Origin of the sequence: Aurantibrevibacter litoralis, from assembly GCF_034651555.1 — a bacterium.
Classification (GTDB): domain Bacteria; phylum Bacteroidota; class Bacteroidia; order Flavobacteriales; family Flavobacteriaceae; genus Aurantibrevibacter; species Aurantibrevibacter litoralis.
Genome location: NZ_JAYEEQ010000003.1, coordinates 250,350 through 275,273, shown reverse-complemented (window position 1 = coordinate 275,273; position 24,924 = coordinate 250,350). Strand labels below are relative to the sequence as shown.

Below are 24,924 nucleotides of genomic sequence, written 5' to 3'. Positions count from 1 at the left end.
GCAGGCATCAAAGCCTTGGGGAAGAAACCCCTTCAACAATTTATCAACAGAGCAAGAAACAAGTCGCATGATGGTACCAAAGAGACAAAAAGGGTTTTCAACAAATCGGGCAGGTTATGAGTCTCCCCCCGGACCCCCCTCTTTCAACACCATCATAAAACTTATTTTTAAAGATTTATTGTCCTAAGGATGGGGGTAATTATAAACCTCATATTTTATCATCGCAAATTATTTATTTTATTGAATTTAATTGAAATACTTTTAGAACTATTTTGATTCGTTATTTTACCCTTTTAGATATAACACTTTGCAGAAATCCAATAATTCTAAAGCAACCAAATTTTATAGTTTCAAGTTATGAATATTGAAATAATCTTCTTGTGGCAAATGACTAACTAGTGGTTTTTAAAGTACTCAAAGAATTCACCTTACTCTCAACAAAAAAATAATTCAGTCTAAAGTCATCATTATTAATTCTAACTTTTAAAATTACCTCCAAAAAATGGCCATTTACGTAAAGTCTAAAATTTTTCACCTTAAAACGAAAACTAGAATCCTTAGCGTTCTCCGTTAATTCTTGTCGGTACAGTACAAAAACCCAGCTCTAAAGCATCATTAATATTGCATTTTTTACACATTATTCTCATTAATACATTGGTCGCTTTTTGGAATATATCCTGACTAAATTAGCTGAGGTAAACAACAGTATTTAATGTTTCTTGTATAGCGTTGTCTGGCTTCTTTTGAATAACCCTAACTCCAACCAAAAATATTTGGAATTAGTGTAAGGAATAAAGTATGATCCAAATCGCTGCTTATATTTTATGAAGAACAAATAGGCTTAACAATTGTCTTTTAAATTTTTAAAATTAGGACTTTTACAATCTTATCAATTCACTGTTGGGATTAAATTTTTTCCATGAAAACCAAAACTCATCAGATAAACTTAGATATTCAAGGTTTTTATTAATTTTACCATTAAGATGTTTGCCTTGAAGGTTCCATTCGGTTTTAGAAATCTCATCCCTTATTATATTGCCATAAAGTTTTAAATTCAATTCAGCAGTATTCAAAGTAGATTTGAATCCTATTACAGTGTCTTCAATAACTATTAACACAAAATGCATTGTATCATTTTGAACTATCTTTTTTTTAATTAGTTCATCCTTTATATAGGCTACTTTTTTCTCAAAAAAAGGATCTAAAAGTCCAATGACCCTAGTTCTTGCAGGAAACTCTTTATTTCTATTTTTTTTCGAAATCCCTAGGGTAAATTCCGTTTTTTGAATTTTTTTCCAAACCCCTTTAATAAGAATCTCAAAATCTTTTAGGTCCTTTTTAGTAACTTGTACAACCATAGGCTGAGGAGCCAAAATTTTCACCTCCCTCCAAGGAATTATTTGATATGGGATCATAGTTAATTCCGCTGGGTGTAATTTTCCTGCAATAGATTTAAAGGTAGCTTGCTGAAAAAAGGTAGCAGTTTTTTTATCAGCCACAATTAAATTACCACCTTTCATTGAGCCTGCAAATAATGGTCCAATAGCTGTAACATCAAAGGGTATAAAACCATTGCAATGTGCACAAAATGTTAGAGATACTATTTTGTCACTGAATTTATCATTTACAATATGATGTGTTTTTACGTAATTTAGGGGGTAACATTTGGTAATACCCCCATATTCTACTACTGCCATTTGCATCTGATCTTCTATAGGCAATTTAGCTATATCAACTGCCATTGGGGGAAAGTCTATTTCTTTGAATAATTGGGATTGATGGGCTTTATAGGCTAATAGTAGTCCAACAATACTTATGAACCAAGGAATAAAAGTCCAAATCTCGAACTTTCTATTTTGAACAGTTATAAAAACAGCTACTAAAAGTACCAACAGTACTATAGCCCAATTTATAGGTTTTTTAATTTTGTAGTGGTAATACACCCATTTTATAGGGAAGGCTTCTATTAAAGACATATATAAACCTGCTGGACCAAAAATTAGGGCAAAAATGGCCAAGATATAAGCAATAGTTTCTAGCATAGCATTTTATAGTGAACTGGTTTTGTTTTCTATTAGAATAACCTATTTTAAGTTACCTCCTTTTACTGCTACTTTCATATTTATGATAACATTTTCGACTAAGAGAACTTGTTGTCTTACTATTTTTGCTATACTAAACACCATAAAAATTTTAGAATACAACAAAGTGACGTGTTAATGCTAAATTTATTTTTAATTTTTAACTTTTAACTCTATACCAATATTCTGTTCTTCCTATGATAGAAATACCTATGTAACCGCGTAATTTCAATTTGTTATTGTCCTCAAGTTTAAGATAGCATTTATAATATTTCCCGCTTTTAGGGTCTAATATTTTTCCTCCACTCCATTCGTCACCATCTTGCTCTAAATCACTAACAAGAACCATCCCTAAAATTGGGGCGTTTTTATGAACACCTGTGCATTTATCACATAACCTATCTCTATCCTCTTTATTTAGAATATCAATAATCTTTGCATGGGCTTTTCCGTTATTTTCGTAGATTTCTACAACGGATTCGATTTTTCCAGTTTCGTCGTCAATAGTGTTCCATTTACCGAAAATAGTTTGCGCTTGGGTTAGTGAAACACTGCTTAAAAAGGCTATAAGAATAATATTTACTTTCATTTTTTTCTTTAATTGGTCGCTAAAATACAGACTTACTTAAATATTTTTTAAGTAGAAATAACATAAATCAAACAAAAGTCAATTATCTGTTTTTAAAGAATGCTTTAATTTAATGCTTTCAATTATTTATCTACAGCTGCCAAAACTACTCTTATTAGGTTAGCTACAGCGTAGTTTTAAGTATGTAGGGGCTAGATTTAAGCATAGGATTTAGACCTTGCAATAGTAGGCGTATCAATTTAGTTCGTCTATCTAAAAACACTATACTCTCCGCAAACTTTATGATGCGGATAGTGTCGCTGCTCTATAACGAGTACACGAAGTCCATTTTTACGCAAATGTATGGATGCTGTGAGTCCGGCAAGTCCACCTCCAATAAGGATTACATCAAAATTCTTCACATAGGTGAAGATACATATTCTAAAGCAAAAACCCCAATAGTAACATTGGGGTTTTGTAGCTTTTAAAATTGCAAAATTTTTCTATATCTAGTTGCTTCCTGATTCTTTTTTGGCGTCTTCTATCATACGCTCATTAGGTAAAATAGCGAGATTTACCCTTCTATTTTTAGATCTTCCTTCGGCGGTGCCATTATCATGTAAAGGTTGGGTTTCACCAAACCAGTTAGTAGTAAAGCGCGAAGAAACCAAGCCTTTCTGTTGTGTAAAATAATTGGTAACCGATTGTGCTCTTTGTTTCGATAAGGTCATGTTATAATCGTCCGGGCCGGTACTATCGGTATGTCCTACCACCAAAACATTTGTATCTGGATATTCGGCCAAGATGCCCGCTAATTTATCGAGGGTCACTTGCGAAGCTGCATTAATATTATGCTTGTTGGTGTCAAAATACACACCACTATTTTCATCAAAGGTTACTACAATACCATTATCTAACCGTTCTACTTGAGCACCCGGAATTTCTTCCTCAATACGTTCCGCTTGTCGGTCCATTTTTCGGCCAATTAGAACTCCGGCACCCCCGCCAACAACACCACCGATAACCGCACCCAACTCACCATTCCCGCCTTTTCCTATATTGTTCCCGATTATGGCGCCTAGAATAGCACCTCCGCCGGCACCGATAACACCTCCTTTTTGGGCATTATTTGCATTTTGTATGGCATCGCAGCCTAGGAGTAGTACTACTGCAACACTTAGGGCAAAACCTTTTTTTAAATTACTTTTCATCTGCTTTTTTTTAATGTTTATTATTTGTTTTATTCCTGCTAAACTTAATACAGAAATGGATTTCGCTACTACACATTTTGTTTTGCGTATACTTCTTGTTCTGTCTTGATGTAAAATATAATCTTTAATTTTTATAAAATTGATAGACTAAGGTAATTGGCTCCCCATCTACCGAAACATTAGATTTTAGGGTCATATTCTGTTCGCCTAATGAGGTGATGTCGAGACGATACCCTAACCCTCCCGAAATATCTCGGAATTTATCATCAGTAAATTTAAACTGAAGCTGGTTGTTGGTGCCCGGTCGTTCTACTACGGACCAACGAATGTAACGGGTAGTGGCACCACACGAATTATTAAGGCTGTAGGTGCCCGTGCTGTTATTGTGTCTAAAAAACCAGTTGCTGCCCTCGAAGCAAGTATCCTCGGCATCGTTGAAGATTACGGATTTGAATTTACCCTGATTTCCTTCGTATGATATTTGACTCAGAACCCAATTGCCATCGAGTACATTCCGATCTACGCGGGCACCTTTGGAAATAGAACATGAGGTAACTAGCAGGAAACTAATCCCCAGAAAAAGAAAATTTTTTTTTAAATGCATCTTTAAAAAGTTTAATTGTTAATCGATATACGTTCGTAAGTCAAAAATAGTTCTTTAACAGGACTACAGTGTGTTTAATTGCATGAGATATCTCACAATTATAATAAAATTTTAATATGCCAAAACTTCGGCCAGTACTTTTTCAAAACGTTGCTTCGGAAGATAACCGTTCTCTAATGATTTTGCGAAAGGAATAGGTGTCTCCAAACTACCAACACGTCGTACAGGCGCATCGAGATATTCAAAACAATGCTCCATGACCAAGGCCGATATATCGCTGGCAATACCTCCAAAAAGACTGTCTTCTTGCAAAATAACCAATCGCCCTGTTTTACGTGCCGAACGGTATATTGCTTCTGTGTCCAAGGGTTGTAGCGTTCGTAAGTCGATGAGATCGGCTTGTATTTCAGGATTTTTCGCTAAGGTTTCCAATGCCCAGTGTACTCCGGCGCCAAAGGATACGATCGTAACGGCCTCCCCTTCTTTTATTAGACTTGCTTTGCCAAAAGGCAGGGTATAATAGTCGGTGGGAACTTCTTGGTAGAAACTTCGGTACAAGGCCTTGTGTTCAAAAAATAACACGGGATTAGGATCATTTATTGCAGTAGCTAGCAATCCTTTGGCATCATAGGGAAAAGCCGGGTATACCACCTTTAATCCGGGCGTTTTTGTAAACCAGGCTTCATTGGTTTGGGAGTGAAATGGCCCTGCCCCCACTCCGGCACCACAAGGCATTCTAATGACCACATCGGCTTTTTCATGCCATCGGTAATGTAATTTGGCTGCATAATTAACGATAGGATTAAAACCTGTACTCACAAAATCTGCAAATTGCATTTCAACCATCGCTTTCATGCCGTTCATAGACAGCCCTATGGCTGCGGCTATAATACCGGACTCGCACAACGGAGTGTTCCTAACTCTTTCCTTGCCAAACGCTTCTACAAAACCCTCCGTAATTTTAAAAACGCCACCATAGTCGGCAATATCCTGACCCATGAGCACTAAATTATCATGTTTCTCCATGGATTGTTTTAAACCTTGAGAAATGGCATCGACAAGCCTAATATTTAAGGTGCTATTATTTGGTTTATATTGCTTGTATTCAAATTTTTGGAATACATCACTTAATTCATTAGTTTCATTAAAAGAAACCTCATCCTCTTCAAAAGCCTGCTGTAAATTTTGATCAATCGCTACCTGAAATTCTTTCTTAATGTCGTTAATATCCGCTTCTTGAATACTTCCGTTCTCCAATAGAAATTTTTCGTAATTCTGTATAGGGTCTTTTGCTGCCCAATCATTTAATAGTGTTTCCGGCACATATTTAATGCCACTTGCTTCTTCATGTCCTCGCATTCTAAAGGTTAAGAATTCTAATAAAACAGGACGTGGATTATGGCGCATACTTTGGCTGAGTTCCTTTATTTTTGAATAGACTTCCAAAATATTGTTTCCGTTAATCACATAGGACTCCATGCCATAGCCAATACCCTTATCTGCCAATTGCCTACATCGGTATTGTTCATTGGTAGGGGTAGATAGTCCGTACCCATTGTTTTCAATGCAGAACAAAACGGGTAACTCCCATACTGAAGCCACATTTAATGCCTCGTGAAAATCGCCTTGACTAGTGCCTCCTTCCCCGGTAAACACGGCTGTTACCTTTTTTTCCTTTTTAAGCAAATGCCCTAAAGCAATACCATTGGCAACTCCCAATTGGGGGCCTAAGTGCGAAATCATTCCCACAATTTTAAAGGCTTGGGTGCCAAAATGAAAACTGCGGTCACGCCCTTTGCTAAAACCACTTAATTTGCCTTGCCATTGCGCAAAAAGACGGTAGAGTGGAATATTTCGGGTTGTAAAAACACCAAGGTTACGATGCATAGGCAAAATGTATTCTGTGGCATCTAGTGCTGTGGTCACGCCAATGGAAATTGCTTCTTGCCCAATGCCACTAAACCACTTGGAAATTTTGCCTTGCCGCAGTAGAATTAACATTTTTTCTTCGATCATTCTCGATTTTAACATCGATTTGTAAAGATCGAGCTGAATTTCAAAAGGAACCTCAAAACCTGTATAGCGCATAAAAGTAACATCTTAAAAGCGATGTAAAATTAGCAAAAACTATCCATTAAAATGAGCTTAGATGCTGTAGTGCCATTCTTCATAATTTTGCTTAATTTTGAATAAACTAAAGTGAGTACTATGAGTGGCATTCCGAGTGTGGATCTGCAGGATTTTATATCCGGTGTACCGTTAAGAAAGGAAAAGTTTACCAAAGAAATTGGTAATGCGTTTGAAGAAATAGGGTTTGTGGCCTTAAAAGGTCATTTTCTTTCCGAACAGTTGGTTGCAGATTTGTATGCAGCGATCAAAGCCTTTTTTAATTTGCCTCAGGAGGTAAAGGATGCCTATGAGATTCCCGGTATTGGTGGACAGCGAGGCTATACTTCATTTGGAAAGGAACACGCAAAAGGCAAAAAAGAAGGCGACTTAAAGGAGTTTTGGCATTTTGGACAATATGTAGAAAATGACGAAAAATTAGCGCAGGAATATCCTCCAAATGTCTTCGTTAAAGAACTTCCGGCGTTTAATGAGGTTGGAAAAAAGGCCTATAAAATGCTCGAAAAGACGGCTAAATATGTCCTCCGCGCCTTGTCACTTCATTTACAATTAGAAGAAAGGTATTTTGATCCCTATATTGCAAACGGAAATTCGATATTGCGACCTATACATTATCCCCCGATTACTAGTGAACCCAAAAATGCAGTCCGCGCTGCAGCGCATGGCGATATAAATTTGATTACCTTATTAATGGGTGCACAAGGAAAGGGACTTCAAGTGCGAAATAATCGTGGGGAATGGATTGATGCCATCGCACAGCCTGATGAGTTAATGATTAATGTAGGAGATATGCTTTCGAGACTTACCAACAATAAATTAAAATCGACCATACATCAGGTCATTAATCCACCCCGAGAATTATGGGGTACTTCTCGGTATTCCATTCCCTTCTTTATGCATCCCATTAGCGAAATGCCCTTACATTGTTTACCGCATTGTATAGATGCCGCACATCCCAAACGGTACGAGGACATTACTGCAGGTGCATTTTTACATGAACGTCTTATCGAATTAGGATTGATAAAAGGGTAACGTATGGATTTAAAGAACCAGCTTAAAAATTTGTTTCCGGAACAAAACGTAGACGCTGAGGAAGAAACTACCGCACAAAAATCGGAAATTTGGCTTCAAGAAGATCCTATCATTTGCAAATACGAAAAACGGAAGGGGAAACCCATTACTATAATAGAGGGGTATTCCGGAGCCGATGACGATTTTAAAAAACTAGCCAAAGAACTAAAAACGAAACTAAGTGTAGGGGGCACGTTTAAAGACGGTGCTATCATTATACAAGGGGATTTTCGGGATAACATCATGGCCATACTAAAAGATAAAGGATTTAGTGTAAAAAGGGTTGGAGGTTAGTTTTTTGTTAATTATTTTTGAATTTTAGTTTTAAACAGTACTTTTAAAGTTCCTACCAACAACAACAACCGATATGAGTTCCCAGTTGCACATTACAAATGGTGATGTTTTCACCCAAAAACTAAAATCCCTTAACTTTAAAGGAGACATAATTACATGGCGAGAGATGCTGTGTGAAGGCAAAACGGAGACCAACGTAGGAAGTGAATCATTTTGGAAAACCCGCTTTGATTTTCTTCATAAAACCTACAAAATATCCAAGAATTGGTACGTAGAAAAAACACTAAAGGAGTACCGATCCCTTTGCAATCACAAGCAGCAAGACCAAATTGTATTGTGGTTTGAATACGATTTATTTTGTCAGATCAATATGTTGGCCGTATTAAGTTGGTTAAAAAACCATCGAAAATATGCAGAAATCTATTTGGCTTGTAGTGGAAAAATAGATGAGAGTAACACCTTATATCAATTGTCTGATCTTACTGACAATCAAATACTTGAACTACATAATAATAAAGTATTACTCACCCAAGACGACATAGAGTATGCCGATTATGTGTGGCAGTTGTATTGTAGCGACAATCCTATTCGCATTCAGAATTTAACCGATTTCGAGGGCTTTCAATTTGAATATCTATCGGACGCACTTCGGGCACACTTGATGCGATTTCCATCGATAAAAAATGGGTTGAACCGTGTAGAACATAATATTCTGGATTTGGCTGTTTCTAAAAAACCAAAATCCAAAACAGAATTAATGTCCACAGTCCTAGGAAATCAAGGGTTATATGGCTTTAGTGATACGCAATACGAGCGAATCGTAACAAAATTAAAACCCCTTTTCACCAACTTCAATCCGGTGCGACTCACCAAAAAAGGCAAGGAAATCCTAGAAGGAAAAACCAGTTATTACGCCTGTATTCAGGAAAACGATTCCTATTTGGGAGGTGCTTTAAAATACAATTTTCTCTACAATACAGAAACGAATCGCATCCTAAAGTTATAACATGCATTTAGGTGCCTCGGAGCTCGTTCTTAATCCGGACAACAGTATTTATCATCTTAATTTGCACTCTTCAGAGTTAGCCCCATTGGTAATTACCGTAGGCGACCCTGATCGTGTAGCAATGGTTTCTCGTTATTTCGACACGGTTGAGGTTCGAAAGCACAAAAGAGAGTTTATCACCCATACAGGAATCCTAAATAAAAAACGTATTACGGTGATTTCTACAGGCATTGGCACCGATAATATCGATATTGTGCTAAATGAGTTAGATGCTTTAGTCAATATTGATTTTTCCACACGCAGCACCTTCAAACGACATACCGCTTTAGATATTATTCGCATAGGTACTTCGGGAGCCATACAGCAAGACATACCGGTAGATTCTTTTTTGATGAGCGAATATGCTGTAGGGCTCGATAGTTTGCTTCATTATTATAAAAGTGAATCGGTTCGTTATCCGGAAATAGAAGACGCCTTTGTGTCCCAAATGCATTGGCCTGTTTCAAAATCCAAGCCTTACGTTACTTACTTTGATGCAGATCTTGCGACTCAATTGCAATCGGATAAAATTAAGTTAGGTTGTACCGCCACCAATGTCGGGTTTTACGGTCCCCAAGGAAGGCGTTTGCGATTAGAAACATCAGATGCCGATTTAAACAAAAAAATGACTGCATTTACCTATAACGGAATGCGCATTACCAATATGGAGATGGAAACCTCGGGCATATACGGACTTTCAAAACTATTAGGACATAGGGCTGTATCGCTCAATTGTATTTTGGCCAACCGGAATACAGGGCAATTTTCTAAAAACCCGGAAAAAGCAATAGATCGGCTTATAATGTATGCCTTGGAAAGGCTTACGGCTCATTAAAAATAGCATCGAAAGCCTTACTGTATTAAAGGAAATCGCCTTTTTAAAGCGTTAGCGCTATAGACTAACATGGTGTAGCATTTAAAATTAACCGTTTAACTTAAATTTATAGGAGTGCATAAAGTAACGATCATTGGGGTTCCCGAGCATTTTAATTTTCCATGGCAATTGGCTATAGATGAAGGTGCCTTCGAAGAACGCGGCATTGATCTTCAGTGGAAGGATATCCCTGAAGGCACCGGAAGAATGAGTAGCATGCTACAAGCGGATGAAACTGATCTTGCCATTATTCTTACTGAAGGAATTGTAAAAAGCATAAGTGATGGTACTTCGGCAAAAATTGTGCAGGAATATATTGCCTCGCCCCTTTTATGGGGTATTCATGTAGGAGAAAAAAGTAGATTTAAGACCCTTACGGAATTGGCCGATGCCAAAGTAGCTATTAGCAGATTTGGCAGTGGCAGTCATCTTATGGCCTATGTACACGCCCAACAGCAACAATGGAACTTTCAAGAACTTCAATTTGAGGTCGTTAACGATATTGAGGGTGCCGTTGAGGCATTAACGGAAGGACGAGCGGATTATTTTATGTGGGAGCACTTCACTACCAAACCTCTGGTAGATCGGCATCTTTTTCGTCGTTTAGGGGACTGTCCAACCCCCTGGCCCTGCTTTGTTATAGCCGCCACAAATCGTTTTCTAGACCAAAACAAGGATACGCTCCGGCATATTTTAGAGGTGATTAATCGTTATACTACCGAATTTAAGATCATTCCCAGTATCGATCGAACCATGGCAAATAGGTATGACCTGGCGCTAGAAGACATTCAAAAATGGCTCGGCAGTACACGGTGGAGTCAAAAACAAATATCTTCTAAAGTTATTGATAATGTGCAATCTAAATTACTTGATTTAAAGTTAATTCCGCATCGAATAGCAGCTGATAAAATTTTAGAAAAACTTTAAAATTTTAAGCGCTACAACTGATTTCTTATTTTTTAATTTTGTTGTACGTCGCATTCGCTTTTTAGCATCCTACGCCTAGTGATACTGGGAAAAACCAAGACCCCATGATTCAGGACAAAAAAAGATATGAAGTTGCGAAAGGCCAATTTGCATTGATTTATAAAACGGTATAGGGATGAAAAATTGGATTTTAACAAAAGGGATAACCCACCTATGTCTATTATGGATCCATCTCTGTTTTGGACAAGATCCATATGTGCAAAAGAGCAATCAATTTATTAGGGCTGAAGCGGTAAGAATAACAGCACAGTACCAACCGCGATTGGTTATGGGGGTAGATCAGGCACTGGCATTTCAGGAAAAGGTAGCTGAATATTTAATTCGACAAAAGGCGGTGCTCGATACCGATTTTTCGCCAAGAAAAAAGCGCTATTATTTAGAACGACTATCCGCTCAGGAAACGTCTGAAATGGCTGATATTTTAGAACGCTTTCGTTTGGAAGAATACATCCGCATTAAAAGCGATATTCAACCTTTACCTTTACTGCGCTCTGAGCCCTTAGATTCGCTACATTAAAAGAAGCATTACCACTGTATTTCTTTGATACCCTTTTGCCGTAGTATCGCATTGGTTTTACTGAAATGACCATTGCCAAACCAAAAACCGCGATTCGCACTCAATGGCGAAGGGTGACCGGAAGTTAATACTCGATGTTTTGTGGAATCGATTAAAATAGATTTTTTTTTGGCAAAGCCACCCCAAAGGAGGAATACAAGACCCTCTTTTTCTTGGGAAAGGGTTGTAATGACCTTATCCGTAAAGATTTCCCATCCCTTGTGCTGATGGCTTCCGGCTTCCTGAGCACGTACGGTGAGGGTGGCGTTCAGCAAGAGAACGCCTTGCGTTGCCCAATGGGTTAAATTACCACTTATAGGATACGGTTTGCCCAGATCGGTCTGTAATTCCTTAAAGATGTTGATTAAAGAAGGAGGATGCGGAACAGTCTCCGGTACCGAAAAACACAGTCCGTGTGCCTGATTGATTCCGTGGTACGGATCCTGACCAATAATAACCACTTTGGTGTTTTCGAAGGTGCAGTGGTTAAAAGCAGCAAAAATAGCGTCTTCATTAGGGTAGCAAGGATAAGTGCTGTATTCCTTTTTCAAAAAGCTGGATAACGCCAAAAAATAGGGTTGTTTCAGTTCATCTCCAAGGTAAGGCTCCCAACTGTTATGAAGGTGTATTTTCATGTTCACAACTCACTTAGTTACCTTCAAAAATAAGTAAATCAACCCAATATACCAGCACGTTTTTTTAAGGTGCTGTCTTTGGCAGAAACCATGCGCACTACAGATTTAAAAGCCGAAACCAAATCGAGGTATGCCTCCTTATTCCTACCTTTGCCTTTATTAAAAGTGAAAATAAAAATCGATACTCTGCTTAAATGGTTTAGGTGAGTGGGTATAAAAAAAATGAAACAATACCCTCAGAAATAAACAATGAATAACCAATGATTTGAAAATAGTTTTATAGATGAAGCAAATAAACCCTAAAACACTCCAAGATTTAGAGTTTTCAACCGTATTACAGCAGTTATCTGCCCGATGCAATACGGTTTTAGGCAAAGAAAATGCCTTGTCCATAGTGCCTTTTAAAAATGAAAGTACCACGATCCAAGCCCTCCAACAAACTTCAGAATACCTTTCTTCTTTTACCAATGAAAATCGTATTCCAAATCACGGCTTTGATGCCATCAGCAAAGAACTCACATTGTTAGGGGTAGAAAATACCACCTTAGAAATTCTGGGCTGTCAACGTATTAATGCGGTATGCACGGCAGTAACGGGACATTTGCGGTTTTTTAAAAAGTTTAAAACCTACTATCCATTGCTTTTTGAGGTTACAGCGAAGATTGAACTTCATCTCGAAATCACCGAGCAGATAGATGCTGTTATTGACCGATTTGGAGACATAAAAGATAATGCATCGGTTGCTTTAAAACAAATTCGTCAACAAATTCAGGAAGTACAAGGAAAAATTAATCAAAGTTTTGGCGCGGCATTACATCATTATCATACCTCTGAGTTTTTAGATGATATTCGGGAATCGGTAGTTGAAAATCGCCGTGTATTGGCCGTAAAGGCCATGTATCGAAAAAAAGTAAAAGGTACCATTTTAGGGTCTTCAAAAACCGGAAGTATTGTCTTTATTGAGCCCGAAACTACCTTGCGTTATTCCAGAACGCTTCACAATTTGGAGTTTGAAGAAAAAGAGGAAGTGCACCGTATTCTAAACACATTGACCCATTTTTTGCGGCCTTTTGCCTCGCAATTAGCGCAGTATCAAGATTTTTTAGTTTTTATGGATGTTACTGCGGCAAAAGCCAAATATGCTTTGGAGATGAATGCCGTAATGCCCGAAATTAATACCTCTAAAGAAATACGGTTACGGGATGCGTACCATCCCTTGCTCTATTTATCCAATAAAAGAAAAAACGAAAAAACCTTTCCGCAGACCATACTTTTGCATCCCGAAAATAGGATTATTGTAATTTCAGGTCCCAATGCTGGAGGAAAAAGCATCACCCTAAAAACCATAGGATTGTTGCAAATTATGCTGCAAAGTGGATTTTTAATTCCGGTACACGAGCGCAGTTCGCTTTGTTTTTTTGATGTAATATTAACCGATATCGGCGATAATCAATCTATCGAAAACCATTTAAGTACGTATAGTTATCGATTAAAGAACATGAACTATTTTTTGCGAAAATGCAATGATAAGACGTTGTTTCTTATCGATGAATTTGGCACCGGTAGTGATCCGGAATTGGGAGGCGCCTTGGCCGAAACTTTTTTGGAAGTATTTTATGAACGAGGAGCCTTTGGGGTTATTACCACTCATTATGCCAATTTAAAGTTGTTGGCCAATGAATTAGCGCACATTTCTAATGCGAATATGCTTTTTGATGGAAAAACGCTGGAACCAACCTACCAATTGGTATTGGGACAAGCAGGGAGTTCGTTTACTTTTGAAGTTGCTCAAAAAAACGGGATTCCTTTTAGTTTGATTAACCGTGCGAAGAAGAAAATTGAAGGTGGTAAAGTGCGGTTTGATGCTACCATAGCTAAACTGCAACAAGAACGTACTAAAATGGCCCTGACTGGGTCTCGGTTGCAAGAAGAAGAATCCAAGGCACGAGAGGAGGCCAAACGTTTAGAAGAACTCAACAGCAAGATTAAATCCAAACTGGAAAATTATCAGGAGCTGTTCGACTACAATCAACGTATGATTTATTTGGGCAATAAAGTAAATACCTTAGCCGAGAAGTATTTTCAGGATCACAAAAAAAGGGTACTCGTATCCGAACTACTTCGCTTGGTGGAGACAGAAAATAGTAAACGAAAGAAAAAAACAGTACAGGAAATTAAAGTTGCTCAGGTAAAAAAAGCGCATGTAGAACAGGAAGTCATCCAAAAAGTAGAGGTTATTCGGGAAAAGAAAAAGGTAGCCAAAAAGAAAGCGGAGGTACAAGAAAAAAACAAACCCAAACCCGTTTTTAAGGTGGGCGACCGGGTTCGGATGCAAGATGGAAAAGCTGTGGGCACCATAGATTCCCTCGAAAAAGGAAAGGCTATTGTCAATTACGGCATGTTTACGACCAATGTGGGTGTAGATCAGTTGGAATTGGTGGAAAAAAGCAAGTAGTTTTCGGTCGCGATTGGGTGCTGTTTGAGGTTCACTTAGAAATTCCGCTCTTTAAATGTCTCCAACATAAATGAGGGTAGCCTTGATGGTGTTTTGAGACAACACTTCAAAACAAAATGACGTCTAAACTAGAAATCAGATCCTTTTAGAATAAAAAGAAATCCAATTTTTGAAATACCCTTAAAAGCAAAAATTTACTACGTTGCTGTAGTATCTTTGTATCATGAAAATTCCAAACAAAATAATTCTTTTTGACGGTGTGTGCAATCTTTGCAATAGCGCCGTGCAGTTTATAATACAACACGATAAAAATGATGTGTTTCGATTTGCAGCCTTGCAAAGCGAAATAGGACGCAAACTTACCAAAGAACGTGGCATAAATACCGAAGAAGTGGACTCTATAGTACTTATTGTGCCCGGAGTGGCCTATTACACCAAAGCCACGGCTGCCTTGATAATTGCCCTAGAATTTGGAGGCTTATGGCAGGTTCTGAACATTTTTAGGTGGCTGCCTGAGCGTTTAACAAATCGCCTATACGATTTTGTAGCAAAGAATCGGTATAAATGGTATGGCAAAAAAGAGCAATGCATGATTCCGACGCCGGAATTAAAATCTAAATTCTTGGAATAAACCAAGAGCTTACTTTAAGTTATTCAGGATAAAATCTAACGTTTTGTTCGTGTTAAGATTTTGTGAGAAGGCTTTATTTTGATGGCTATTTTCTGTTACAAGACCCATATCTTTAAGATGCATTATGGCCGCTTCATATTCCATTGCCACTTTACCGCTTAGCAGGGCCACCATAGGCTCTGCCTGTAAATAGCGCTTATATATTTTACGCAACCCGCTTAGGTATAACCTATCCTTAGTAAAGCCACCACCTCTGTGCGCTCTTAGGGTAATGGTAAAAGCATCGTCCCTATTGAGTTTGTAGTAATTGTGTAGCAAATGAAAGGTATCAGAAAAGCTGAAATCTTTAATTAAGCTATCTGATGCTATTACTCTGTATGCCAATTCTTTGAGACGATTTAAGGTAAGTGATCCACACATGTATTCGCTAAAAACAGCCAATCCTTCTTGGGTTTCTACGTTTTTAGGAAAACCGTTGCTAAAAATTTTTAAAGGTTGGGCTAATCCGTTGTAGGTGGTAACCAAATGCACTCCTATTTCATGATTGGCAAGGGTTAGCAATTGATTCCTACTAAATTTTGCGTTCTTTTTAATAAGCAGCGTCTGTGTCCTATTGCTCACCATTGCATTGGCAGCAATGCTGGTAGAATATCCGATTTTTAGCGGAAAATTATAGTGCGTAATAAACTGTTCAAAATACGTTTTGGCCTCTGCTGAAGAATAATATTTTTCGGTTCTAAGTTCGGTTTTCTCATCAGCAAAATGCAGAATAAATTGTGCATTATGAACGTCTTTTTCCGTTGGTGTGCCGTACACGCGAAGGGAATTGTAGTAGAATTTTTTGTGATCGCCAATATGTTCAATACATTGTATCATATTGGAATAGTAATAAATAATATCTTGATAAAGTTGTTGTGCGGTGCTATCTTTTATCCTTTCCAATGGTTGCGCAAAGAACTTTCGCTGCAGTTCAAAAGGGTTAAACTTTAGTTTTGGATAACTAAACACTGGATTATCTATATATTTTGAAGTAAAAAAGCGCTGTTTTTCCTTCTCCATATTTATAGGATTTACATAGCTCAGGAGTTCAATCTTTTTCACTAATAGATCCAACTCCGTATCTATTTTAAACAAAGTAGGGTGTTCCTTAGTAAGAGTATGTGGAAATGTTGTTGGACTCATATATATATCGGTCTAGGGTATGAAAAGTAGATTGCAAATAAGTGATGCTTTTCGGTTAATAATTGACGTTTAAATATACTTAAAACATTGAATTCAGCAATTGATTAGTTATTTTTTATACCCATTGTTATTGGCTGTAGTTTTTTATATTCCGTAATTTTGTATTTTAGAAACATGGAAGAACAAGGATACATAGAGTTAAGAGTTACAAATAAGGGCAATACTTTAAGTCCTAAAGACATTGATATAAATGAGGTTAAAGATTTTATATCAGATGTAGAGTCTTTCTTATATCCTAACCGAAAGGAAAAGCAAAATCGACCGCATATTTCATATGATATTGAAGAAGGTTCTGCTAAACACAAATTCTTTTTGCCAATTACAGCAGTTATTTTATTCCATGGTTTAACAAGCGAGATAAATAACAGAAATAATCTTGATTTTTTAGATTATAAACGTCAATCAATTATTGACAAATTTCAAAAAAAGGCAATAAAAGAAGGTTATGTAATTGAGTTTAATAATTCATTGTCTAAAGAATCCTCTTTAGTTATTGATTATACTACTAATTTTGAGATGATTGCACCAACTTTTTATGAAAGTGAATTTTATTTATATGGTGAGATATATCAAGAAGGTGGAAAAAGCCCGAATCTTCATATTAGCACGAAAAAGTATGGAAATCTTACAATATCTGCTACTAAAGAGCAAATAATGGATGGTGAGAAAAAAACATATAAGCCATATGGGATTAAAGTTCGTGGGAAAAAAAGTTTTGAAGATGATTCCTTAACAGATTTGGAATTAATGGAATTTATCCAGTATAAGCCTGTGTTTAATAAATCTCTTTTAGATAAAGTAATTGAAAAAGCCTCTGTTAATTTAAGTAAAATTACAAACGTAGATTCTTGGTTAAATGATATTAAAGCTGAAGGAATATGAAAGGAATAGAGAGTGTTCTTTTAGATAGTTCCTTTTGTATTAGGTTATTGAAGTCAGATTCGGATTTTCATCAAAATACAGTAGATTATTTTGAATATTTTTTAGAAAATGGAATTGAAATGTATCTTTCTACAATTGTTGTTAGTGAGTATGCAGTTGGCGACAATCCAGATAATCTTCTTTCTTTAAATTCATTCCGCTTATTAGAATTTGATTATGCAGACGCAAAATTTGCTGGTCAATTTTTAGCAACTTTGAGAAGTCTCGGGAAATTTGGTGATTTTGGTGATAGAAAAGTAGTGATAAACGATATTAAATTGTTTTCTCAAATTCACAATAGAAATATTGATGCATTTATTACAAAAGACAGGAAATCATTACCTAAAATGATTGAGCCTTTGTTGGATTCTCACAACTTAAATTTTGAGTTTATTGACTTGTCTATTCCGTTAAATGATAAGTTAGGACGGTTGTTTTAAATTACAGCCAACAGCGGATTAAGAAAACCAGATCCTATTATTGGGGTGCTTAGCTAGACATCTCATCGTTCCAATTTTTAACTTTTGGTTTCCCTAATTTCCCTAAGGACTTGGCTACTATAACAGCGACTGATGCATCTCCGGTGACATTAACCACTGTTCTGCACATATCTAGCGGTCTATCTACCGCAAAAATGAGTGCCAGACCAATAGCCAATTTATCTGCGGGAAACCCTATGGCTTCCAACACAATAACCAACATTACCATGCCCGCTCCCGGAACGGCTGCCGAACCTATAGAAGCTAATAATGCGGTAAGCACAATGGTTAACTGGTCGGCAAAAGTCAGGTCAAAGCCCAAAGCTTGCGAAATAAAAACAGCAGCTACCCCTTGGTATAAACTGGTACCGTCCATATTAATTGTAGCCCCAACGGGCAATACAAAACTGGATACTTCTTTATCTACTCCAATATGTTCTTCAACACGCTCCATGGTAACAGGAAGCGTAGCCGCACTGGAACTGGTAGAAAACGCCAATAATTGCGCCGGACTTATCTTACTTAAAAAAGTGAGGGCGTTGTATTTAGTAAAGGTTGATATCACCAGCAGGTAAAAGCCAATCATAAGGGCAAGACCCAACACCACGACCCCTGCATATTTTAACAGTGCCAGTAATAAATCCGGATCACTGGAAGATACCACAACACTAGCTAATAAGGCAAAGACAGCATAGGGCGCACTGAGCATGATGAGGTCTACCATTTTCAGGACAACATCGTTTAAGGAATCAAAAAAATCCTTGAGGGGTTTGGCACTTTTTTCGCCAATAAGCAGCAGCGAAATACCCAAAAAAATAGTGAAAAATATCACCTGAAGCATTAAACTGTTATTGCTCATGGCGTAAATTGCATTATCGGGAACCATTTCTTCGAGAAACGTTAAGGGGCCGCTGTCTTTTTGCCTAGAGGCTTCTTCCAATTTAGAGGTTACCCCACTATCAGTGGCATAGGCAGTAGTTAATTTAGTGATAGTTTCTTCGGAAATGCCTTTTCCCGGTTGCAATACATTTACTAAGAACAATCCAATAGTAATGGCCACCACTGTAGTACAAATATAAATACCGATTGTTCTTAGACCAATGTTTTTAAATTTTGAAATATCCTTTAAGTCCGATATTCCTTTCACTAGCGAAGCTAGAATAAGTGGAATGGCTATAAGTTTCAATAATTTTACAAAAATGGTTCCAAAAGGCTGAATCCAATCAAACACGAATTGCGTTCCCCAGCTAATTTGTGTCATTCCGAAACCAAACAGGATGCCTGCGATCATCCCAATTAAGATTTGCCAATGCAATTCGAGTTTTCTCATAAAGTGTTTTTGAACATTATAAATTTAGTGCGCTCTAAAAGTTGGCATTTAGCCTAGGCTTCGGTTTATTAGGGTATAATCTGCTAATACCAGCGCAGCCATGGCTTCTACAATAGGTACCGCCCGTGGTACTACACAAGGATCATGACGCCCTTTGCCTTGTGCGTGCACTACATTTCCATCGCTGTCTATGGTTTCATAGGCCTGTATCACCGTAGCTACAGGTTTAAAAGCCACATTAAAATAAATGTCCATGCCATTACTAATACCTCCTTGAATACCGCCACTATAATTGGTTTTGGTAGAACCATCCGTATTAAAAGGATCGTTATGTGCACTACCTTTCATTGTAACGCCTTCAAAACCACTGCCGTATTCAAAACCCTTGACAGCATTGATAGAGAGCATGGCTTTTCCCAATTCGGCATGTAATTTATCAAAAACAGGTTCTCCGAGACCGATGGGTACATTTTGTAACACACAGGTAATAATACCACCGATGGTGTCGCCTTGTTTTTTAATTTCTTTGATATGGGCTTCCATAGCAGCAGCCACCTCAGGATCCGGGCAGCGCACCGCATTAGATTCTATAAGAGTGAAATTCAAGGTCTTGTACGCCTTATTAAGACGAATAGTACCTACTTGAGAAACAAAAGCATTGATTTTGATCCCTGTTAAGAACTGCTTGGCAATGGCACCGGCCACTACCCTACTGGCGGTTTCTCTGGCCGAACTGCGACCACCGCCCCGGTAATCTCGAAAGCCGTATTTTTGATCATATACATAATCGGCATGCGAGGGTCGGTAAGAATCGCGAATATGCGAATAGTCTTGCGATTTTTGATTGGTGTTATGAATGGCAAATCCTATGGGTGTTCCTGTCGTTTTTCCTTCAAAAATACCTGAGTAAAACTGTACTTCATCCGGTTCTTTACGTTGGGTTACTATAGCAGATTGCCCCGGTTTTCTTCGATCCAATTCTTGCTGAATTGCCGCTATATTAATTGGAATTCCCGGAGGACAACCATCTAAAACACCGCCAATTGCCATGCCATGAGATTCCCCGAAAGTCGTTAGTTTAAATAGGTTCCCAAATGTATTCCCCGCCATACTTGTGTATTTACACCAAAGGTAATTTTTAAATCAGAGAAACAAAAATTTAGGTTTGGCATAATATAGGCTTTAAACAGCTATTGGATTCTTAACCTTAAGATTACGCAAAGATGATAATTAATTGATTGCTGTTTTATGCCTTACGGGTTACCTTTAAATAAAATCGTAGGTATTGAAAAAGAGAAAGTTAGATATAGCCGTAATTTCCGATGTTTACTTAGGCTCGCATGCAGCCCATCCCGATGAGCTATTAGCGTATTTAAGTAGTATACAGCCACGTCTTTTGATTTTAAATGGTGCCCTCATTGATACCTCCGCAACAGAAGACCTAAATTTACCGTCTTCGCATTTTAAGGTGCTACAAAAAATCATCTCCATGGCTATCAATGGCACAGAGGTGATCTACATTACTGCCAATAAAGATGATGTACTTCGAAAATTGGAACGTATCCAAATTGGAACCTTTAAAATACGTAGTGAATACGTCTTACCCATAGCGGGTAAAAAAGCATGGTTTTTTCACGGGGCATCGCTAGAACCTTTAGGCATCTATAGCAAATGGATTTCGAAAATAGGAATTTTGGGATTTATCGTATTACGACGATTCCAAAACGTCAAGGATAAAATATTTAAATACATAGGAATCAACAAGATAAAACCTGCTAAAGATAATACTACTATAGATACGATTTCGGAAGAAAAGCTTCGCAATTTTGAAAAAACAGTTTTGGATTTAGCAATAGCTAAGGCATGCGATTATGTCATTTGCGGACATACACATCAACCTAAAAAAGCGGTTTTTAACCATAGGAACGGAAGTTGTGTTTATTTAAATTCCGGCGATTGGGTTCAAAATTTAACCGCTTTGGAATACGCTTTAAAACGATGGAAGGTGTACCGCTATTGCGAGGACAAACTCTCTTCTTTTTTTGCAGATGAGGATCTTAAGGCAATGGATCTAAATGAAATCAGTGCGCTAGGCAACCCAAAAAAAGCGAAAGAAAAAAGATCAATTAATTGAGTAAGGCCGCCTTTAAGATAGTGATTGGATGCAAAGCCGTCCGTTTGGTACCATCCTGTATTTGATGTCTGCAACTTGTGCCATTCGCAGCAATAATCACTTCCTGCCCAGATTTTCTTATGGCCGGAAATAATTTTAGTTCTCCTATTTGCATACTTATGTCATAATGCTCCTTTTCGTAACCAAAAGAGCCTGCCATACCACAGCATCCGGAGGCAATGATAGAGACCTCGTAATTTTCAGGTAAATTCAAAATGTCGAAAGTTACCTTTTGATTACTCAGTGCCTTTTGATGACAGTGGTTGTGAATTTTGACCGTGCGCGCTTCTGAAGTAAACTGATTTTTTTGCAATTTTCCCTGTGCAATTTCCTGAGCCAAAAACTCTTCAATTAAAAACGCATTATTAGCAACTATTTCTGCCGCTTCTTTATCGGCTACCAATCGTTTATATTCATCGCGGAATGTAAGTACGGCAGAGGGCTCTAACCCAACCACCGGAATTCCTACTTCCGCAAAGCGCTTTAATTGCTCCGTATTGCTCACGGCTAACTTTTGTGCCTGTTTCAAAAACCCTTTAGAAAGAAAAGTACGCCCGCTTTCGGCATAAAAAAGCTGAACATCGTACCCTAGCCGCGTTAAAACTTCTATAGCATCCTTTCCCAAATCCACATCCAGATAATGGGTAAACTCATCAATGTATAAAACTATTTTATCTTTTGATATAGCATATTGATTTTTAATTGATTTGAGGTGTTTATCAAAATCAACACTCCAAACCTTGGGAAGGGATCTTTCTAACGCAACACCCGACCATTTTTTTGCTATGCCCGATAAAAATGAAGACCCGTAAACAGTGTTTGTCATCCAAGAAATTGCGCTCCCTAATTTATTTAATTTGGTATTGTAGGCAAATAACCTGCTCCGTAACGAATACCCGTTAGCCTCTTGGTATTGGTACAGAAATTCCGCTTTTAAGGTGGCCACATCAACATTGCTGGGGCACTCGCTGGCACAGGCTTTACAACTTAAGCAGAGGTCGAATACTTTTTTTAATTCGGGCTGGTCAAATTTATTGCCCTCAGCTCCGGTAGTCAAAAACTCGCGCAAGGCATTAGCTCTTCCTCTTGTGGTATCTTTTTCATTTTTTGTAGCGTGGTAACTGGGGCACATGGCACCAGACATTACGGCGGTCTTTCTACAGTCGCCGCTACCATTGCATTTTTCCGCAGCCTTTAGAATTCCTTCGCTATCCGAAAAATCCATTAAGGTAGTAATTTGGGGCTCTTCCCTATCAATTTCATAACGCAAGGCTTCATCCATGGGGTAGGCATCTACAATTTTTCCGGGATTAAAAATGCCATTAGGGTCAAAATACGATTTTATGCGTTTTAGTAGTTCGTAGTTCTTGGCACCGATCATTATAGGTATAAATTCGGCACGTACAATGCCATCACCATGTTCTCCACTAAAGGAGCCGTTGTACTTCTTGGTAAGCTTGGCTACATCCGAGGTAATCGCCCTAAATAAGACAACATCGGTCGATTTTTTAAGATTAAGAATTGGTCTTAGGTGCAATTCACCGGCGCCGGCATGGGCATAGTACACCGCATCTTGATGATACGCTTTCATGATCTGGGTAAACTCGCCAATAAAATCTTTGAGGTCGGGTAAGGCTACCGCAGTATCTTCAATACAAGCTACAGCTTTCATATCGCCCACAATATTACCCAAAAGACCCAAGCCTGCTTTTCTCAGCTCTATGGCCTTATGGATATCCTCTCCTTTTAAAACAGGATGGGCATAGCTTAGCCCGGATCGTTCAATAGTATTCAACAGTGATCGGAGTTGCTTTTCCAGCTCTTCTTCGGTGTTAGCTTTTACCTCCAACATAAGCAACGCTGCTGGATCTTCTTCTACAAAAAAGCGATTTTCCAGTTGTGCCCTATTATTTTTTGTGCAATCCAAGATTACCTTGTCCATCATCTCACAAGTATGCAAGTCATGCTTCATCACCGGAACCACATCAGCCAAACAATCTTCTAAGCTGCGATAATGAGTAACCACCATGGCCGCTAATTTTGGCGGTAGCACATCGAGTTGCAAGGTAATCTCGGTCGTAAATGCCAAGGTACCTTCACTACCACTAAGTAGTTTGCAAAGATTTAGATCATCATTTCCTCCAAAAATTTGGGCGTCTAAAAGTGCATCAACAGCATAACCCGTGTTGCGCCTGTGGATTTTTGGTTTTGGAAAATTTGTTTTTATTTCAATTTGTACATCCTTATTTTTTAGTTCTTTATATATCTTTTTGTAAATTTTTCCTTCAAGGTTTTTAAATTGAATTTTATCTTCAAATTCCGATTTTGAAATGGCTTTAAATTCCGCTTCAGACCCATCAGACAAAATGGTTTTCATAGACACCACTTTATCCCGGGTAACGCCATATTGAATAGAGGTAGTTCCCGAAGAATTGTTGCCTACCATACCCCCAATCATACAACGATTGGCGGTAGATGTATTAGGACCAAAAAAAAGTCCGTAAGGTGCTAAAAAAAGGTTTAACTCATCTCTAATGACCCCAGGCTGCACCGTCACCTGCCTTTTGGCTTCATCCAAATGAACTATGGAAGTGAAATATTTAGACACATCAACCACTATACCTTCACCAACACATTGACCTGCCAAAGAGGTGCCCGCCGTTCTGGGAATGAGCCCTATAGCGTGCTTTTTGGCAAAAATAATAAGATTTTTGATATCCTTTTCGGTTTTAGGAAAAGCCACTGCCAGCGGTATTTTCCGGTACACCGAAGCATCGGTAGCATAGAGCGTTGTGCTTAATTTGTCTGTGAGCAATTCGCCAGAGAGTGTGTTATGAAGCTCCTTAAAAATATTTTTATCCAACCTAAACAATTTTGAGAACAAATTTAAGTTTTATTGAACAATGAACTAAAATAAATACCTAAAAAGAAATTTATGAAAATGCAGAAGCTGATTTTATGTATTGCCCTTATTGGATCGTTTAGTGTTGGTGCGCAACAGATTGCAGATCATGCTTTGGGTCTTAGGTTGGGCGATAGTGATGGTTTTGGAGCCGAAATATCGTATCAAAAATCAATTGGTCGCTACAACAGGGTTGAGGCCGATTTAGGCTGGCGAAATAATCGCAATTTTGACGCCTTTAAGCTCACCGGATTGTACCATTGGGTACGAACGCTTGATGGCAATTTTAATTGGTATTATGGTGTTGGAGGTGGATTAGGCAGTGTCGATTTCAATTCCTTTCCTAATCAAAGTACTCCAGATGGCGGATTGTTTGTATTTGCGGCAGGTACTATTGGTGTTGAATATAATTTTGATATTCCGCTATTGTTGTCGCTCGATTTTAGGCCTGAGATTGGTCTGGTTGGTTTTGATGATTTCTCGGATAATTTTGATTTTGATATCGCCCTCGGTATTCGGTATCAATTCTAAAGGAAACAACCACCGAATAAGCCCAAACGTTACAAAAAAGAACATGTACGCTACATTGCCAAGTCCGCATGTCCATCTGCACCACAACGGAAAGTAACACACGGGCAAGCGAATGCCCCCGCATGCATATCACGATTCTTGTGTAACTCCGATATTGCGTTAATGCGCATACTGTTTCATAAATGTTAAGGGCTTTTTTTATACATG

General features: G+C 38.0%; 23 protein-coding genes. 12 read left to right on the top strand and 11 right to left on the bottom strand.

All coding sequences use genetic code 11. From position 1 onward, the window contains the following. Positions 1-878 precede the first annotated feature (878 nt). The 6 genes from U1E44_RS04860 to U1E44_RS04835 form a co-directional block, all read right to left on the bottom strand. The gene (locus U1E44_RS04860; protein WP_322929929.1) at positions 879-2,042 is read right to left on the bottom strand and encodes a DUF3179 domain-containing (seleno)protein; all 1,164 of its coding nucleotides are present in this window, start codon (positions 2,040-2,042) and stop codon (positions 879-881) included. Positions 2,043-2,241: 199 nt separating this feature from the next. Next, positions 2,242-2,670 carry a DUF2147 domain-containing protein gene (locus U1E44_RS04855; protein WP_322929928.1) on the bottom strand — a complete coding sequence of 143 codons (429 nt, stop codon included), beginning with the start codon at positions 2,668-2,670 and terminating at the stop codon, positions 2,242-2,244. 248 nt (positions 2,671-2,918) lie between these two features. Further along, on the bottom strand, positions 2,919-3,071 hold the full coding sequence (locus U1E44_RS04850; protein WP_322929927.1) for an FAD-dependent oxidoreductase: 153 nt from the start codon (positions 3,069-3,071) through the stop codon (positions 2,919-2,921). An 87-nt stretch (positions 3,072-3,158) separates the two neighbouring features. Beyond that, positions 3,159-3,860, bottom strand: coding sequence for a YiaD family glycine zipper/OmpA-like lipoprotein (locus U1E44_RS04845; RefSeq protein WP_322929926.1), 702 nt, complete (start codon positions 3,858-3,860; stop codon positions 3,159-3,161). A gap of 124 nt (positions 3,861-3,984) precedes the next feature. Next, a complete protein-coding gene (locus tag U1E44_RS04840; protein ID WP_322929925.1) occupies positions 3,985-4,464 on the bottom strand; it encodes a lipocalin family protein in 480 nt (159 codons plus the stop codon). Positions 4,465-4,575: 111 nt separating this feature from the next. Beyond that, a complete protein-coding gene (locus U1E44_RS04835; RefSeq protein WP_322929924.1) occupies positions 4,576-6,552 on the bottom strand; it encodes an alpha-ketoacid dehydrogenase subunit alpha/beta in 1,977 nt (658 codons plus the stop codon). A 120-nt stretch (positions 6,553-6,672) separates the two neighbouring features. Here U1E44_RS04835 and U1E44_RS04830 point away from each other — a divergent pair, with 120 nt between their 5' ends. From U1E44_RS04830 to U1E44_RS04805, 6 genes are all read left to right on the top strand, one after another. Next, on the top strand, positions 6,673-7,623 hold the full coding sequence (locus tag U1E44_RS04830) for an isopenicillin N synthase family dioxygenase (protein ID WP_322929923.1): 951 nt from the start codon (positions 6,673-6,675) through the stop codon (positions 7,621-7,623). A 3-nt stretch (positions 7,624-7,626) separates the two neighbouring features. Further along, on the top strand, positions 7,627-7,956 hold the full coding sequence (locus U1E44_RS04825) for a translation initiation factor (RefSeq protein WP_322929922.1): 330 nt from the start codon (positions 7,627-7,629) through the stop codon (positions 7,954-7,956). 73 nt (positions 7,957-8,029) lie between these two features. Continuing rightward, the gene (locus tag U1E44_RS04820) at positions 8,030-8,962 is read left to right on the top strand and encodes a DUF1835 domain-containing protein (protein ID WP_322929921.1); all 933 of its coding nucleotides are present in this window, start codon (positions 8,030-8,032) and stop codon (positions 8,960-8,962) included. 1 nt (position 8,963) lies between these two features. After that, complete coding sequence (locus tag U1E44_RS04815; RefSeq protein WP_322929920.1) at positions 8,964-9,836, top strand: nucleoside phosphorylase; 873 nt, start codon at positions 8,964-8,966, stop codon at positions 9,834-9,836. A gap of 114 nt (positions 9,837-9,950) precedes the next feature. Further along, positions 9,951-10,802: a substrate-binding domain-containing protein gene (locus tag U1E44_RS04810; protein ID WP_322929919.1), complete on the top strand. Its 852-nt coding sequence runs from the start codon at positions 9,951-9,953 to the stop codon at positions 10,800-10,802. A gap of 175 nt (positions 10,803-10,977) precedes the next feature. Continuing rightward, complete coding sequence (locus tag U1E44_RS04805) at positions 10,978-11,379, top strand: hypothetical protein (protein WP_322929918.1); 402 nt, start codon at positions 10,978-10,980, stop codon at positions 11,377-11,379. Between the two features lie 8 nt (positions 11,380-11,387). Here U1E44_RS04805 and U1E44_RS04800 read toward each other — a convergent pair whose 3' ends face one another. Next, complete coding sequence (locus U1E44_RS04800; RefSeq protein ID WP_322929917.1) at positions 11,388-12,053, bottom strand: uracil-DNA glycosylase; 666 nt, start codon at positions 12,051-12,053, stop codon at positions 11,388-11,390. Between the two features lie 283 nt (positions 12,054-12,336). Between U1E44_RS04800 and U1E44_RS04795 the strand changes: the two genes are divergently transcribed. Next, positions 12,337-14,508 carry an endonuclease MutS2 gene (locus U1E44_RS04795; protein WP_322929916.1) on the top strand — a complete coding sequence of 724 codons (2,172 nt, stop codon included), beginning with the start codon at positions 12,337-12,339 and terminating at the stop codon, positions 14,506-14,508. Positions 14,509-14,731: 223 nt separating this feature from the next. Continuing rightward, entirely contained in the window at positions 14,732-15,139 is a 408-nt protein-coding gene (locus tag U1E44_RS04790) for a thiol-disulfide oxidoreductase DCC family protein (protein ID WP_322929915.1), read from the top strand. A gap of 9 nt (positions 15,140-15,148) precedes the next feature. Here the strand turns inward: U1E44_RS04790 and U1E44_RS04785 are convergent, their stop codons facing one another. Continuing rightward, on the bottom strand, positions 15,149-16,321 hold the full coding sequence (locus U1E44_RS04785) for a flavohemoglobin expression-modulating QEGLA motif protein (RefSeq protein ID WP_322929914.1): 1,173 nt from the start codon (positions 16,319-16,321) through the stop codon (positions 15,149-15,151). A gap of 174 nt (positions 16,322-16,495) precedes the next feature. Here U1E44_RS04785 and U1E44_RS04780 point away from each other — a divergent pair, with 174 nt between their 5' ends. Beyond that, positions 16,496-17,263, top strand: a complete 768-nt coding sequence (locus U1E44_RS04780) for a hypothetical protein (RefSeq protein ID WP_322929913.1) — start codon at positions 16,496-16,498, stop codon at positions 17,261-17,263. Further along, a complete protein-coding gene (locus U1E44_RS04775; protein WP_322929912.1) occupies positions 17,260-17,742 on the top strand; it encodes a PIN domain-containing protein in 483 nt (160 codons plus the stop codon). The genes U1E44_RS04780 and U1E44_RS04775 overlap by 4 nt, the downstream gene beginning before the upstream one ends. 49 nt (positions 17,743-17,791) lie before the next feature. Here the strand turns inward: U1E44_RS04775 and U1E44_RS04770 are convergent, their stop codons facing one another. Together U1E44_RS04770 and aroC are read right to left on the bottom strand one after the other, a co-directional pair. After that, entirely contained in the window at positions 17,792-19,111 is a 1,320-nt protein-coding gene (locus U1E44_RS04770; RefSeq protein ID WP_322929911.1) for a dicarboxylate/amino acid:cation symporter, read from the bottom strand. Positions 19,112-19,159: 48 nt separating this feature from the next. Beyond that, the gene (gene aroC / locus U1E44_RS04765; protein WP_322929910.1) at positions 19,160-20,221 is read right to left on the bottom strand and encodes a chorismate synthase; all 1,062 of its coding nucleotides are present in this window, start codon (positions 20,219-20,221) and stop codon (positions 19,160-19,162) included. Between the two features lie 175 nt (positions 20,222-20,396). Between aroC and U1E44_RS04760 the strand changes: the two genes are divergently transcribed. After that, positions 20,397-21,245: a UDP-2,3-diacylglucosamine diphosphatase gene (locus tag U1E44_RS04760; protein WP_322929909.1), complete on the top strand. Its 849-nt coding sequence runs from the start codon at positions 20,397-20,399 to the stop codon at positions 21,243-21,245. Here U1E44_RS04760 and U1E44_RS04755 read toward each other — a convergent pair. Continuing rightward, positions 21,238-24,147, bottom strand: coding sequence for an FAD-binding and (Fe-S)-binding domain-containing protein (locus tag U1E44_RS04755; RefSeq protein WP_322929908.1), 2,910 nt, complete (start codon positions 24,145-24,147; stop codon positions 21,238-21,240). The two genes, U1E44_RS04760 and U1E44_RS04755, sit on opposite strands and share 8 nt — an antisense overlap. Positions 24,148-24,219: 72 nt before the next feature. Between U1E44_RS04755 and U1E44_RS04750 the strand changes: the two genes are divergently transcribed. Then, on the top strand, positions 24,220-24,717 hold the full coding sequence (locus U1E44_RS04750; protein ID WP_322929907.1) for a hypothetical protein: 498 nt from the start codon (positions 24,220-24,222) through the stop codon (positions 24,715-24,717). Positions 24,718-24,924: the final 207 nt, after the last annotated feature.

What these genes read in the sequence shown, in the direction of transcription:
- U1E44_RS04840 (WP_322929925.1), bottom strand. Translation starts at nt 4,464, where the DNA reads ATGCATTTAAAAAAAAATTTTCTTTTTCTGGGGATTAGTTTCCTGCTA.
- U1E44_RS04790 (WP_322929915.1), top strand. Translation starts at nt 14,732, where the DNA reads ATGAAAATTCCAAACAAAATAATTCTTTTTGACGGTGTGTGCAATCTT.
- U1E44_RS04825 (WP_322929922.1), top strand. Translation starts at nt 7,627, where the DNA reads ATGGATTTAAAGAACCAGCTTAAAAATTTGTTTCCGGAACAAAACGTA.
- U1E44_RS04835 (WP_322929924.1), bottom strand. Translation starts at nt 6,552, where the DNA reads ATGCGCTATACAGGTTTTGAGGTTCCTTTTGAAATTCAGCTCGATCTT.
- U1E44_RS04805 (WP_322929918.1), top strand. Translation starts at nt 10,978, where the DNA reads ATGAAAAATTGGATTTTAACAAAAGGGATAACCCACCTATGTCTATTA.
- U1E44_RS04795 (WP_322929916.1), top strand. Translation starts at nt 12,337, where the DNA reads ATGAAGCAAATAAACCCTAAAACACTCCAAGATTTAGAGTTTTCAACC.
- U1E44_RS04830 (WP_322929923.1), top strand. Translation starts at nt 6,673, where the DNA reads ATGAGTGGCATTCCGAGTGTGGATCTGCAGGATTTTATATCCGGTGTA.
- U1E44_RS04800 (WP_322929917.1), bottom strand. Translation starts at nt 12,053, where the DNA reads ATGAAAATACACCTTCATAACAGTTGGGAGCCTTACCTTGGAGATGAA.
- U1E44_RS04775 (WP_322929912.1), top strand. Translation starts at nt 17,260, where the DNA reads ATGAAAGGAATAGAGAGTGTTCTTTTAGATAGTTCCTTTTGTATTAGG.
- U1E44_RS04860 (WP_322929929.1), bottom strand. Translation starts at nt 2,042, where the DNA reads ATGCTAGAAACTATTGCTTATATCTTGGCCATTTTTGCCCTAATTTTT.
- U1E44_RS04845 (WP_322929926.1), bottom strand. Translation starts at nt 3,860, where the DNA reads ATGAAAAGTAATTTAAAAAAAGGTTTTGCCCTAAGTGTTGCAGTAGTA.
- U1E44_RS04815 (WP_322929920.1), top strand. Translation starts at nt 8,964, where the DNA reads ATGCATTTAGGTGCCTCGGAGCTCGTTCTTAATCCGGACAACAGTATT.
- U1E44_RS04855 (WP_322929928.1), bottom strand. Translation starts at nt 2,670, where the DNA reads ATGAAAGTAAATATTATTCTTATAGCCTTTTTAAGCAGTGTTTCACTA.
- U1E44_RS04750 (WP_322929907.1), top strand. Translation starts at nt 24,220, where the DNA reads ATGAAAATGCAGAAGCTGATTTTATGTATTGCCCTTATTGGATCGTTT.
- U1E44_RS04780 (WP_322929913.1), top strand. Translation starts at nt 16,496, where the DNA reads ATGGAAGAACAAGGATACATAGAGTTAAGAGTTACAAATAAGGGCAAT.
- aroC (WP_322929910.1), bottom strand. Translation starts at nt 20,221, where the DNA reads ATGGCGGGGAATACATTTGGGAACCTATTTAAACTAACGACTTTCGGG.
- U1E44_RS04770 (WP_322929911.1), bottom strand. Translation starts at nt 19,111, where the DNA reads ATGAGAAAACTCGAATTGCATTGGCAAATCTTAATTGGGATGATCGCA.
- U1E44_RS04820 (WP_322929921.1), top strand. Translation starts at nt 8,030, where the DNA reads ATGAGTTCCCAGTTGCACATTACAAATGGTGATGTTTTCACCCAAAAA.
- U1E44_RS04785 (WP_322929914.1), bottom strand. Translation starts at nt 16,321, where the DNA reads ATGAGTCCAACAACATTTCCACATACTCTTACTAAGGAACACCCTACT.